The organism is Larkinella rosea (assembly GCF_003858635.1).
GTDB classification, from domain to species: domain Bacteria; phylum Bacteroidota; class Bacteroidia; order Cytophagales; family Spirosomataceae; genus Larkinella; species Larkinella rosea.
In genome coordinates this window covers 345,657-359,729 of sequence record NZ_RQJO01000011.1, presented here as the reverse complement: position 1 = coordinate 359,729, position 14,073 = coordinate 345,657, and the positions used below count along the sequence as shown (strand labels likewise).

Annotated in this window: 6 protein-coding genes; all 6 read right to left on the bottom strand. The window is 53.8% G+C overall.

All coding sequences use genetic code 11. The annotated features are described in order from the left end of the window. Position 1: 1 nt before the first annotated feature. Positions 2-2,647 (bottom strand): ABC transporter permease, encoded by a 2,646-nt coding sequence (locus tag EHT25_RS25485; protein ID WP_124878010.1) that lies wholly within the window; start codon positions 2,645-2,647, stop codon positions 2-4. A 90-nt stretch (positions 2,648-2,737) separates the two neighbouring features. Further along, entirely contained in the window at positions 2,738-5,368 is a 2,631-nt protein-coding gene (locus EHT25_RS25480; RefSeq protein ID WP_221622331.1) for an ABC transporter permease, read from the bottom strand. 83 nt (positions 5,369-5,451) lie between these two features. Beyond that, positions 5,452-8,097 carry an FtsX-like permease family protein gene (locus EHT25_RS25475; RefSeq protein ID WP_124878009.1) on the bottom strand — a complete coding sequence of 882 codons (2,646 nt, stop codon included), beginning with the start codon at positions 8,095-8,097 and terminating at the stop codon, positions 5,452-5,454. A gap of 144 nt (positions 8,098-8,241) precedes the next feature. Then, on the bottom strand, positions 8,242-10,863 hold the full coding sequence (locus tag EHT25_RS25470; protein ID WP_221622330.1) for an FtsX-like permease family protein: 2,622 nt from the start codon (positions 10,861-10,863) through the stop codon (positions 8,242-8,244). A 99-nt stretch (positions 10,864-10,962) separates the two neighbouring features. Beyond that, a complete protein-coding gene (locus tag EHT25_RS25465; RefSeq protein WP_221622329.1) occupies positions 10,963-13,572 on the bottom strand; it encodes an ABC transporter permease in 2,610 nt (869 codons plus the stop codon). A gap of 78 nt (positions 13,573-13,650) precedes the next feature. Continuing rightward, complete coding sequence (locus EHT25_RS25460) at positions 13,651-13,989, bottom strand: PadR family transcriptional regulator (protein WP_124878008.1); 339 nt, start codon at positions 13,987-13,989, stop codon at positions 13,651-13,653. Positions 13,990-14,073: the final 84 nt, after the last annotated feature.

Genomic DNA, 14,073 nt, shown 5'->3' with positions numbered 1-14,073 from the left:
TTCATTCACTACTTCTCAAACTCTTCACCGGATTCACCAACGCGGCTTTGATGCTTTGGAAACTCACCGTCAGCAGGGCGACGCCCACGGCCAGTAAACCGGCCAGCGCGAAGACCCACCATTCGAGGTCGATGCGGTAGGCAAAATCCGCCAGCCACTCGTTCATGGCATACCAGCCAATGGGCGTCGCAATCAGGATGGCAACGACGACCAGCCGCAGAAAATCCCTGGATAACAGCGCCACAATGCTGGCAACCGACGCGCCGAGCACCTTCCGAACACCGATTTCCTTCGTCCGCTGGAGCGTCGTGAAAGCCGCCAGTCCGAACAGGCCCAGGCAGGCAATGAAAACCGCTAAGCCCGCGAAAACGCCGAAGAGCTCCCCGACGCGCTGTTCGGCCTGGTACATTTTGTTAAACCGCTCATTCAGGAACGAGTACGAGAACGGCGTATCGGTTTCGGCTTTCCAGCGCTGCTCCAGCGTTTTGAGCAGCGCGGGGACGTTGTCCGTCCGGATGCGCAGGGCCAGTTGATACCAGTCTCCGCCGTAATACATGACCAGCGGGGCAATGTGCTGGTGCATCGACTCGAAGTGAAAATCCTTCATAACGCCCACCACCGTGTACGTGTGCCGGTCGCCCGGCGAGCCGTCGCCGATCGTGGCAATGCGCTGACCGATCGGGTTTTTCCAGCCAAACTGCCGAACAGCGGCTTCGTTGACCAAAACCGCAGCGGTATCGCCCGAAAAAGTGCGGGAGAAATTGCGACCCAGACCTACCTGGATGCCCAGCGTTGGCAGGTACTGGTCGTCGACCCGATAGGTTTTCACCCGGAAAGGCGTCGTTTTCGTCGGGGCGTTCACATCCCGAAAACCGTCGTAGCCGGAGTTGGATTTCCCGGCGGGCAGGTAGCCCGCCAGACTGGCGCTGACGATGGACGATTGTTTGGTCAGCTCATTTCGGAACGCGTTCAGTTTATTGCCCAATACGTAGGTGTCGTGGAGGATAAGCACCTGTTCCTTGTCGAAACCGACTTTCTTGTTCTGAATAAACCGCAGTTGCTGATAGACCACCAGCGTTCCGATAATCATGCCGATGGATACCACAAACTGAATGGTTACCAGCGTATTGCGCAGCCAGCCACTCCGCATTCCGGCCTGAATCCGGCCTTTCAACACGCTGACCGGCCGGAAGGATGACAGAAAAAAGGCCGGATAACTACCCGCCAGCAACCCCACCAGCAGACAGCCCACCAGCGTGTACGAAATCATCCGGGCATTCCATAAAGTCCCCAGATCGAACTCTTTATCCGCCAGTTGATTGAACGTCGGCAAAGCCATCGCCACCAGCCCACCGGCCACCAGCAACGCCAGAAACGTGATCAGCACCGATTCGGACAGGAACTGACGAATCAATTGCTGCTGTACCGAACCCAGCACTTTCCGAATCCCGACCTCCTTGGCCCGGTTTGCCGAACCCGCCGTCGACAGATTCATAAAATTGATGCACGCCAGCAGCAGGATAAAAACCGCAATGGCCGAGAAAATGTAGACGTATTTGGGATCGCTGTTCGCTTCGAGCTCGTTCTCCCGATTGGGGCCGAGGTGAATGGCGGTAACGGGCTGAAAATCAAACGCAATCCAGTCTCCTTTTTTCATGTACTCATCGTAGGTCATGCCGAGAAACTCCGGAATTTCCGGCCCCACGTATTTCCGAATGAAGTTGGAGCTTTGGGCCAGCAGTTTCTCTACCGGGTAGTTTTCCCGAAGCAAAACGTACGTGTGTGACCCGCTGGCCAGCCACTTTTCACTCTGTTTCAGCGAGGTATACGAAGCGAAAAAATCGTAGTGAAAGTGCGTATTGGACGGCACATCCTGGCACACGCCCGTCACCCGGTAAAGCTTGTCCCCCAACGTCAGGCTTTTGCCCACCGGGTCCTGATCGCCAAAATACTTCCGGGCCGTCGTTTGGGTGACAACGATGGTATTGGGTTCGTTCAAAACGGTTTTGACGTTTCCTTTCAGCAGCGGAACCGAGAACAGCTCAAAGAAATTGGAATCCGCAAACACCACCCGGTCTTCCTTGAACCGTTCTGTACCGTATTTGATCACAAAACTCCCCTCCGATTCCAGCCGGGTGGCGGCTTCAACGCCCGGATAATCGCGCACCAGCGAGGCCCCGGTCAGGGCGGGTGCGTAGGCCATGTCCATTTCCTTGCCGGCAATGCGTACGCTCAACGTCACGCGGAACAGCCGGTCGGCTTTCGTGTTGTAACGGTCGTAACTCAGCTCGTGTTGCACAAACAGCACAATGAGCAGGCAGGTCGCCAGCCCAACGGCCAGCCCGGCAATGTTAATGGCCGAAAACGCCTTTTTCCGCCAGAGGTTGCGCCACGCAATTTTTAAATAGTTCTGAATCATGATCGGGTTTACGTAAGTTGTCGAATGCGTATCGGTTTTTCGTTTCATCAAAAATCGGGGCTTCAGAAACCCCAGCACTTCCCACCAGTACTGCCAGCGCGCCCGTTGCGCGCCCACTTGCCGAACCCGCCAGGCAAACTCCTCGTGTAAATCCCCCTGCACCTCCTCCAGGCGGTGGGGAGAACAGAAGAATTTGAGCAGAGTGTCAGCGAAGTGGGGCGGTTTCATAAAATGGGGAGAAAGGAGGAAAGGAGGAGGGGATGAAGGGAGGAGGGGATGAAAGGGAGCGTTTTCTCTCCTCCCTTCTTCCTCTCTCCATTACTCCGCTTTTAAACTCTTCACCGGATTCATCAAAGCTGCTTTAATACTCTGGAAACTGACAGTGAGCAGGGCGATCAAAACCGCCAGCGCACCAGCCAGGGCGAAAATCCACCACTCGATGTCGGTTTTGTAGGCAAACCCCTGCAACCACTGGTTCATGGCCCACCACGCGACGGGCGACGAAAGGACAATCGCAATCGCCACCGGTTTCAGGAATTTCTGCGAAAGCAACCCAACAATGCTCACCACCGACGCGCCCAGCACTTTGCGGATGCCAATTTCTTTCGTGCGTTGTTCGGCGGTGAACGTCGCCAGTCCGAACAATCCCAGACACGAAATGAAAATAGCCAGGAAGGCAAAATAATTGGATAACCGACTGACGACCTGCTCACTCTGGTATTGACGGGCGTATTCCTGATCGGTGAACGAATAGGTAAACGGAAAATTCGGATTCAGTTTTTTGCAAACCGTTTCCAGTTGTGCGAGGGCTTCGGCGGTTTGGCCCGCCTTGATCCGAACCAGCACATTGCCGTCGGGTCGTGTTTCGCGCAGGTAGGCAATGAGCGGCCGGATGGTCGAGTGCAGGGATTGAAAATGGAAATCTTTCAGCACCCCAACGATCGTTCCCTTGCGGTTGCCCCAGGTAATTGTTTGCCCGATCGGATGTTTAAAACCCATCACTTTCAGGGCCGCTTCGTTGATCAGAAAACCGGTTGAATCGGTCGGAAAAGCGGTTGAAAAATCCCGGCCGTCGGCCAGTTTTAAATTCATGGTTTTTACGAAATCGTAGCCAACCCCGACCGGCGTAAACCGGACTTTGTCGTTGGGATCGCTCCCTGTCCAGCTGATGCCTTCGGTGCCGGAGCCGTTCGACGCCGGGGATGCAGTCATGTGCGAGACTTGCCGGACACCCGGAAGTTGCGATAGTTCGGTTTTCAGTACCTCATAATTCTTCTTCAAATCACCTTCGACCGGGAAATAAATCAGGTTTTCGCGGTCGTAGCCCAGATTCTTCGTCTGCACATACTCCACCTGCCGGTAAATGATGATCATGCCGACAATCAGAATAATCGACAGCGAAAACTGAAAAACCACCAGCCCCTGCCGAAACCAGGTCGATTGCGTATTCCCTTTCAACCCCGACGACGGACCGCTTCCTTTCAGGACCCGAATCGGGCTCAGCGACGAAAGGAAAAAAGCCGGATAACTGCCCGCCAGCAAACCCGTTAGCAATGTCAACCCGACCAGAACGCCCCAGAACGAAAAACCGCCGATGGGTAATTCGATCTGCTTCCCGGTCAGCGTATTAAAAGATGGCAGCAACAACCCGACGAATAAAACCGCCAGCAAAACGGAGCAGACCGTCAGCAGCATCGCTTCGCCGATAAACTGCCCGATCAACACCGTCCGCATCGCGCCGACCACCTTCCGAACCCCCACTTCTTTCGCTCGTTTCGCCGATCGCGCCGTGGCCAGATTCATGAAATTGATGCAGGCAATCAGCAGAATAAAAACCGCTACGAAACTGAACAGCCGCACGTATTCGATCCGCCCGCCGTCCATGTGGGCATCCTTGATGGTACTGTTGAGGTAGTATTCGTGAAAAGGTTGCATGGCCAGTTCGGTGTGAAACGGCTTTCCCTCATCCCGGTTAAACTTGTCGAGCAAATGCTGCATTTTGGCTTCGACTTTGGCGGGATCTGCCGGTACGCCGTTGCGGTCGGCGCGGAGCATGAAAAACGTGAGCGGGTCCGTACTGCCCCAGCCTTTCGCCCAGTCGTTGCCGTCTGCAACGAAGGCATCCCAGTTTCGCAGGCAATCGAATTTCAGGGTGCTGTTCGCCGGGACATTTTCAAAAACCGCCGTTATGCGCAAATCCGTGCGGTTATCGAACCGGATCGGTTTGCCAATGGCAGCTTCGGGGCTGCCGAAAAAAAGCTCGGCCATGCGCCGGGAAATCGCCAGCCCATTGCGGTCGTTCAGGGCCGCATCGGCGGTTCCCTGCAGGAGTTTGTAGCTGAACATCTTGAAGAAATCCGGCCCGACGCTGTTGGTGGCCTGTTTGTGGACTTTCGTGCCCACCGAAAACGTCTGGTCGCTGACCCACTCGTAGGGCGTTGCATACTGAATTTCCGGGATCGATTTCTTTAATTCCTCCGCCAGCGGACCGGGTGTCCAGATGACGCCCTGCATTTTCCCGCTGAAATATTCGCGCATGTAAATCCGGTACAATTGGTTCTTGTTCGCGTGAAAGGCATCCACGCTCCGCTCGTCCTGGACCCAGAGCAGGATCATCAGGCTACACGCCAGGCCCAACGCCAGCCCGAGCATATTGACTGCCGAGAACGTTTTGTTCTTGACGAGGTTTCGAAAAGCGATTTTGAAATAATTCCGGATCATCGTTGGGTTCGTTAGATACGTTGTTGAATACTCAGTTGACCTTCTTTTAAGCGCAAACGACAGCACAAATCCCAGCACATCCCGCCAATACCGCCATTTGGCCCGCCGTTCGCTCCCCCGCCGAAGCTGATATGCAAACTCCTCGTGCATGTCTCCCTGAATCTCCTCCAGTTGGTCGAGAGAGCAGAAGAATCGAAGGATGCGGTCAGCGAGGTGGGGTGGTTTCATAAAATAGGGATGAAAGGAGGAAGGGAAGAGAGGCTGAAAGGAGACGGTTTTCTATTTTCTTCCTCCTTTTCTCCCCTCCTCCTTTACTCCGATTTTAAACTCTTCACCGGATTCACCAACGCGGCTTTGATGGCTTGGTAACTCACCGTCAGCAGCGTCAGCACCAGCGCACCGGCGCCTGACACGGCGAATATCCACCAGGCAATGTCGTCGCGGTACGTGTATTTCTGTAACCACTGATCCATGAAATACCCGGCCAGTGGCCCGGCGATCAGGCAGGCAATCACCACCAGTACCACAAAGTCTTTCGATAACATCCGCCACAGATTGGTAACCGATGCGCCTAAAACCTTACGAATGCCAATCTCTTTCGTCCGCTGCTCGGCCACGAACGACGCCAGTCCGAACAGGCCCAGGCAACTGATGAAAATGGCCAGCACCGCAAAGAAGGTCGCCAGTTTGCCAACTCGTTCTTCAGCTGCGAATTTGAGCGCATATTCCTGATCGACAAACTGGTACTCGAAGGGAACCAGCGGAACGATTTTTTTGAAAACCGCTTCAACTTTGGGCAGCGCATCCCGGATGCTGACCGCCGGATTCAGCTTGATGTTGATGTTGCTGACACCACCGTTGTGTCCCTTCAAATAGAAAATGGCGGGTTGAATCGGGTCATAGGGCGACTGCATGACCATGTCCCTGACCACGCCTAAAATCCGGTATGTTAAGACTTTGTTCGTCCGCGACCACGTCCAGCGGACGGTTTCACCCACCGGATTTTTCAGCCCCATGTCGCGGGCGGCCGATTCGTTGATGACCATTCCGGCCGAATCCGAAGCCAGTTTACTCGAAAAATCACGTCCCTGCACAAACTGCCAGCCAACGGTTTTTCCGTGGTTGAGGCTCACCGCCAGCGTTCCGAAATTATCTTCACCCCGCCGGGGATCGCGGCCTTTCCAATCGAAACCGCCGTTGCCGGAAACCACCTCGGTCATTTTCCCCATCGACTGGGAGATTTCGGCCACTGCACCCGTGTTTTTCAATTCCGCCCGCAGCACTTCGTATTTCCCGTCAAAATCATTCGACTTCATCGCCATCGTGATCAACCCTTCCCGCGTGTAGCCCACCGGACGGTTTTTCGCGTACTGAACCTGTCGATATACTATAATTGTGCTGATAATCAGCGCGATGGAAACCGTAAATTGCACCACCACCAGTACTTTGCGGGGAACAGACGCAAACCGCCCCACCCGAAAGGTCCCTTTCAGGACTTTGACGGGCTGGAACGACGACAGGTACAAAGCCGGGTAACTGCCCGCCAGTAAACCGGTCAGAACGATAAAACCCAGGCTGGCGGCCCAGAACCACGGATTACGCCAGGGCATGGTCATTTGCTTGGCGGCCAGGTTGTTGAACCAGCCCAGTGACAGCGTCACCAGAACCAGTGCCACCAGCAGGGCCAGCGTCGTTACCAGAAAGGATTCACTGAAAAACTGGTTGATCAACTGGGTGCGGACTGAACCCACTGCCTTCCGAATGCCGACTTCTTTGGCGCGTTTCTCGGAACGGGCGGTCGAGAGATTCATGAAATTGATGCAGGCCAGCAGCAAGACAAAACCGCCGATAACGCCCACCATCCAGACCATTCGCAGGGGCTCCGGATCGGGCATGCCCCGTTTGAATTTATGCAGGTGCCACTGGCTCATCGGAAACAGAAAAGCCTGGGGAGTGCGGGCAGCCTGTTCCTTGAAATTGGCGAGGTTTTTCAGCTCAGCGTCTTTAATCCGGGCCGAAACGGCATCAAACGTGTCGCCCGGCTTTATTTCGGCGTAAATCCGCAGAAAGTGGTTGCTCCAGTCGTGGAGTGCCCGCTCCTTGATCCACGGATTCTGGTTGACCCATAATTCAAACGGTGATACAAATTTGATCTCGTTGAACTGCGTATTCAGGGGTAGATCCTCGTAAACACCGGTCACTTTCACATCGATTTTGTTATTGAGCCGCATCGCCCGGTTCGTGGGGTCGGTTTTTCCAAAAAGAGCCTCGGCGGTGGATGCCGAAAGCAGAATGGAATTGGGGTCGTGCAACCCGGCCCGTGAACCATAGATCATCTTCAGGCTCAGCATGTCCGGTGCTTCCTCGTCCAGAAATTGGCCTTTCCGGGCTATTTTGTTGTCGCCCGCCGACAGAATGTATTCACTGATCCAGGAGCCATTCACGATGCGCACGAACTCGTTTCGGTAAGTGGTTTTGAGTTCAGTCGACAGCGGATACGGCATCGAATTATTTGTCCACGTAGTACCTTCCTCCGTTTCCTTCGTCATGACCTGGGCTATGCGGTCATAATTCTGGTGGTAGGTATCGAACGAGAGTTCGTCCCAGATCCACAGCCCATTCAGCATAGCCACCGCCATGCCAACGGCCAAACCGCCAATGTTGATGGCCGAAAAACCTTTGTTTTTTGCCAGATTTCGGAAAGCGATTTTGAAGTAATTCCGGATCATAATCGGGTTCGTTAGATGCGTTGTTGAATACTCAGTTGATCTTCTTTTAAGCGCAAACGACAGCACAAATCCCAGCACATCCCACCAACACCGCCACCGCGCCCGCCGTTCGCCCACCCGCCGAAGCTGCCAGGCAAACTCCTCGTGCATGTCTCCCTGAATCTCCTCCAGCTGGTCGGGAGAGCAGAAGAATTGCAGGATGCGGTCGGCGAAGCGGGGCGGAGACATTGTCTGAACTGGGATTACGCGGATTAAAGGATTAAGAGGATTAGAGGCTATTCTTCGGATTACAAATAAAAAAAGCAGTAGCCATCCCAGTTAATCTTTTAATCCGTGTAATCCCACGGGGCCGCCCGGCGGTTCAAGACGGTTTTATTCACTCCGCAACGACTTCACCGGATTCATCAGCGCGGCTTTGATGCTTTGAATACCCACCGTCAACGCGGCCACGATCACCGTTGCCAGCAGGGCGATTCCAAAAATACCGGGGCCTAACTCAATCTTATAGGAAAAATCCTGCAGCCAGTGCGTCATTACCCACCACGCCACTGGCGTTGCGACCACGAATGCCACGGCAATCAGCCGGACGAACTCCTTGCCAAACAGCCAGAGAATGTTGCCGATGCTGGCTCCCAGCACCTTCCGAACCCCGATTTCTTTGGTTTTTTGAGCCGCCATGAACAACATCAGTCCGTACAGCCCCAGGCAGCCAATCAAAACCGCAATGCCGGCGAAGAAATTGACCAGTTTGGCCATCGTCTGTTCCTGCGTGTAGTTTTCCTGCAATTGCTCATCGACGAATTGCGCCGTGAAATAACTGTCGGGGTAAATCTGGTTGTAGTTTTTCTCCAACTGCCGGATGACGCGCTCAAAATTGCCATTGTGTAATTGCAGATTCGCGAAGAAATAATTGGTTGTCCGGGTGGTCATGAAAAGTGGCGCAATGCCGGTTCTCAGGTTGTTCTGGTTGAAGTCTTTCACGACGCCCACAATTTCCAGATCCCGGCCATTGTGCAGGAATTTACCCAATACCTCCGCCGGTTTTTGAATCCCCAGCTGCTTGACGAAGGCTTCGTTGACCAGCACTTCGCGGGAGGTGTCGGCGGGTTGGAGATTACGCCCGGCCACCAGCTTCAGGCCATAGAGATCGACGTAAGCGGCATCGATGTATTTTTGCTGGGGCGTAAACTTTTCCACGTCGGGCCGGGTGTCGTATTTGATCATGGTCTGGCTGACCCAGCCTGATTGGGGTGGCCCACTCATCGAATAGCTCAGTTTTTCCACCTCGGGAATCGCCATCGCCAGATGACGGAAAGCTTCCATTTTACCGGCATCCTGCTTCGGAACCTGGGGCAATCGAACGGTCAGAATGGCGTTTTGCCGGAAACCGAGGTCTTTCGTCTGAATGTAGTGCAGTTGATTGGCCACCACGATCATCCCCACAATCAGCATCTGTGAAATGGCAAACTGGGTGACGACCAGACTGCGCCGGATTGAAAAACCGCCTAGTTGCTGGCTGGTCATTCGTCCGGCCAGGACCAGCGCCGGTTTGAAGCCCGCCAGCACCAGTGCCGGATAAAAACCGGACAGAAAAATGACGCCGACCACGATCAGGGCCAGCCAGCCAATGACGGAAACGTCGTAATAGAATGTAAACCGGAAAGCACCGTGCAAATTCTCCTGAACCAATTGTTGTCCGAACTGAAAGAAGAGCAGGGCAATCGCCGTGGCCGTGAGGGTAAGCAGCGCGGTTTCACCAATAAATTGCCAGAACAACTGGCTCTGCGTGCTGCCCAGCACCTTGCGAACGCCCACTTCCCGGGATCGGTTGAGTGCCTGCGCCGTGGCCAGATTGACGAAGTTGATGCTCGCCGTGAGGAGCAAAAAAATCCCGATGGCAAACAACGACCAGATCAATCCCTGACTAACGCCGTCGGTGTCGGTCGAGAAATGAATATCCCGCAGCGGCTGCATCGGAAACCGGGTATCCTTGACGCCCTGCGGCTTGTTCTTCTTCACAAATGCCAGCATCTGCCGATCCCAGTCGGCCTGGGTAAACTGGTTATTCAGACTCACAAAGCACTGCGTATCTCCATTGATATTGTCAAAGTCGGTATTCAGCGGCCGACCATAAAACGCCGGCAGACTCGCCCAGGACGCCATGATCTGATAGGCGAAATCGGTGTTATCGCGATAGTCTTTAAAGACGCCGACAATCCGCGTGTTGAGGGTCGCATTGATCTTGATTATCTTGTTGATGACCTGTGTCGTACCAAAGTATTTGATGGCGTTTTCGGCGCTGATCACCACCGTATTGGGTTGAGTCAATTCCGCCGGGCCACCCGCCAGCCACGCATAATCGAAGATTTTGAAATACGCGGGTTGCACAAAAGCGCCCATCTGGTGGGCTTCCTTGAATTTTCGATCCGGTCCGTTGGCCACGGGAATTGTCACCAGCGGATCCCGGTAGAGATCGATCATCGCCAGATTTTCGATGTCCGGGTGGTCGTTTTTGAGGGCTTTCCCCAGCTCATACGGTACCCCGGCAATGTTGAAATTGCCTTCGGGCGTTACAAACCGGGTCGTGACCCGGTAAATGGAATCGTATTTCTGATGGTGTCTATCCACATTGTAATGGTAGCGAACGAGCGCAAAAATCAGTAGTGCCGCGCCAATTCCCAGGGCCAGCCCGGTAACGTTTATAAAGGCATAGGCCCGGTTTTTAACCAGATTCCGCCAGGCAATTTTGAAATAATTCAGGATCATATCAGAACTCATTACGGTTTTTGAAGAATAGTCACTTTTCTGTCGTTTCATCGCAAACGGTTTTATAAACCCCAGCACATCCCGCCAATACCGCCACCTTGCCCGCCGTTCGCTCCCCCGCCGAAGCTGATACGCAAACTCCTCGTGCAAATCCCCCAACACTTCCTCCAGCTGGTCGGGAGAGCAGAAGAATTGCAGGATGCGATCGGCGAAGCGGGGCGGTTTCATAAAATAGGGATGAAAGGAGGAAGGGAGGAGAGGATGAAAGGATGAAAGGATGAAAGGATACGGTTTTCTACTTTTTTCCTCCTTTTCTCTCCTCCTTCTTTACTCCGATTTTAAACTCTTCACCGGATTCACCAGCGCGGCTTTGATGCTTTGGAAACTGACCGTCAGCAACGCAATGGCGATGGCGAGGAAACCGGCGAGGGCAAACACCCACCACCCGATGTCGATTTTATAGGCAAACCCGTCGAGCCAGCGGGTCATGGCGTACCACGACAAGGGCGACGCAATCAGAATGGCGATCAAAACGAGCTTCAGGAAATCCTGCGACAGCAGCGTAACCACGCTGGCAACCGATGCGCCCAGGGCTTTCCGAACGCCGATTTCTTTGGTGCGCTGCTCGGCCGTAAAAGCCGCCAGTCCGAACAGCCCGAGGCACGAAATGAAAATGGCCAACACCGCAAAGGAGTTTGCTAACTGACTGACGACCTGCTCACTTTTATACAGCTTGGCGTATTCCTGATCGGAAAACTGGTAGGTGAACGGGAAATTGGGATTCAGTTCCTTGCTGATTTTCTCCAGCCCGGCCAGCGCTTCTCGGGTTTTTCCGGCTTCGGTTCGCACCAGAATGGTACCGTACGGTTTTTTCTCATCCAGCCGGATCACCAGCGGCTGAATCGCTTCGTGCATCGAATTGAAGTGAAAATCTTTCACAATCCCGATGATCGTTCCCTGGCGACCACCCCACCACAGCGGCTGGCCAATCGGATGTTGATACCCGATTTTCTTCAGGGCGGTTTCGTTCAGCAGAAAACCGGAATAGCTGACCGTGTCGGCACCAAATTCCCGGGAGAAATCCCGTCCTTCCTTCAGTTTCAGATTCATGGTTTTCACGAAATCAAACCCCACCAGCTCATCGGAAAACGACACCCACAGGTTAGGGTCTTTGCCCGACCAACCGATGTCGCTGACCCCGTGATCGTTGACCGTCGGCGAATTACGCATCCGCGAAACCGCCCGAATGCCCGGCATCCGGCTAGCTTCTTCTTTAAAGAGATTGTATTTCTGCACCAAATCGCCCTCAATTGGAATGTAAACGAGGTTTTCGCGGTCGTAACCCAGGTTTTTGGTCTGGACGAACTGCATCTGGCGATACATCACAATCATGCCCACGATGAGAATAATGGACAGCGAAAACTGGAAAACCACCAGACTTTTCCGGAAAAACGTGGCCCCGCCACTAAACTTCAGGCTTCCTTTCAATACCCGGATCGGACTCAGGGACGACATAAAAAGGGCCGGATAGCTGCCCGCAACAAAACCGGTCAGGGTGAGTAATCCCAGCAAACTGGCCCAGAAAACCGGTTGTCCGAACGGCAGAAACAGCTGTTTTCCGGTCAGCGAATTAAAAGCGGGCAACAACACCGCAACCAGCGCAACGGCAATGAGGATCGAGCAGAAAGTGAGCAGCAGGGCTTCGCCCAGAAATTGCCCCATCAGCGCCGTCCGAACCGCGCCGACCACTTTCCGAACACCCACTTCTTTCGCCCGTTTCGTCGACCGCGCCGTGGCCAGATTCATGAAATTGATGCAGGCAATCAGTAGAATAAAAACCGCCACGAAACTAAAAAGCCGCACGTATTCGATCCGTCCGCCGTCGATCTGACCATTTTTAAACGTCGAATGGAGGTATTTTTCCGGGTACGATTGCAGGGCCAGTTCAACCAGCGAACCTTGGTCCTTTTGTTTATACCGGTAAATGAAATCCTTGATTTTGGCTTCAACTCTGGCGGGATCAGCCGTCGGACGCAGTTGCACCAGCGTATGCGGGCTCGTATTCGACCAGTTAGTAACCCACTGATTTTCTTTTACATACGCGTTCCAACTGCGCAGAAAATCGAATTGCTGGGACGAATTGGCCGGAACGTTTTCAAAAACCGCCGTGACGATCAAATCCTCCCGGTTTTCGTACCGAATGGCTTTCCCGATGGCTTTTTCCGGATTACCGAAAAACTGTTCCGCTACCTTCCGGGAAATCGCCACGCCGATGGGGGTGTTCAAGGCCGTTTCGGGCGTTCCCTGCACCAGCGGATAACTGAACATCCGGAAAAAATCGGCTCCGGCATACGTTCCTTCCACTTTATTGATTTTTTCACCCACTTCAAACGTCGACCGATAGAGGTGATTCCCTTCGTAACCGCTGGCGTATTCGATTTCGGGAATGACCCGTTTCAGTTCGTCGGCCAGCAAACCCTGCGTCATGTAACCAGCCTCTACCTTGCCGTCGTACGACGAACGTTCGTAGACCTGATACAGCCGGTTGCCGTTGGCGTGAAAACCGTCGACGCTCCGTTCGTCCTGCACCCAGAGCATAATCAGCAGGCTACAGGCCATGCCCAGGGCCAGGCCAGCGATATTCAGGCCCGAAAAAGCTTTGTTGCGAATCAGGTTCCGCCGGGCGATTTTGAAATAGTTACTGATCATGGTTGCGTTCATTTGATTCGTTGTTGAATACCCGGACGGTTTTCGTTTGATGGCAAAAGGTTTCAAAAACCCCAGTACGCCCCACCAATACCACCACTGCGCCTTCTGCTTACCCACCCGCCGAAGCTGATGCGCAAACTCCTCGTGCAAATCCCCCTGCACCTCCTCCAGCCGGTGCGGAGCGCAAAAGAGTTGCAAAAGGCGGTCGGCGTGTGGGGGCGGTTTCATAGTTTAATGAATAATGAACAATGAACGGGCTGACGCACACTATTTGGACGAGTTATTCATTGTTCATTGTTAATTCCCTTAAAGGCTCGTCGCTGGCCGGAACGGATTCAGCAATTTAGCCCAGAAGCTTTCGCGCACTTCCTGAATTTCCTGCAACGTCCGCCGACCGTAGGCCGTGGTCGTAAACAACCGTTTCCGGCGACCACCACGCTCGGCGGTAGGCTCGCCCATCTCCGATTTCAGCATGCCTTTGTCTTCCAGCCGTTCGAGGGCGGCATGAACCTGGTTCAGCCGCACCGCGCGCCCGGTCTGCTCGCAGATTTCGTGCGTGATCGCTACACCGTACGCTCCGCCTTCCATGACGGCCACGGTCAGCAACACGATTTCTTCAAACTCGCCCAAATAGCCTCGTTTCATCGCTATCAATTAGTTCTATCTTTGCTGATCAAATGCCTTGCCAACTTGCAAAACTGGCCCTAAATGCGGTTTTGAGCGGGTTGA

Bases quoted from the DNA above. Each gene is read 5' to 3' on its own strand.
- EHT25_RS25485 (WP_124878010.1), bottom strand. From the start codon at position 2,647: ATGAAACCGCCCCACTTCGCTGACACTCTGCTCAAATTCTTCTGTTCT.
- EHT25_RS25480 (WP_221622331.1), bottom strand. From the start codon at position 5,368: ATGAAACCACCCCACCTCGCTGACCGCATCCTTCGATTCTTCTGCTCT.
- EHT25_RS25475 (WP_124878009.1), bottom strand. From the start codon at position 8,097: ATGTCTCCGCCCCGCTTCGCCGACCGCATCCTGCAATTCTTCTGCTCT.
- EHT25_RS25470 (WP_221622330.1), bottom strand. From the start codon at position 10,863: ATGAAACCGCCCCGCTTCGCCGATCGCATCCTGCAATTCTTCTGCTCT.
- EHT25_RS25465 (WP_221622329.1), bottom strand. From the start codon at position 13,572: ATGAAACCGCCCCCACACGCCGACCGCCTTTTGCAACTCTTTTGCGCT.
- EHT25_RS25460 (WP_124878008.1), bottom strand. From the start codon at position 13,989: ATGAAACGAGGCTATTTGGGCGAGTTTGAAGAAATCGTGTTGCTGACC.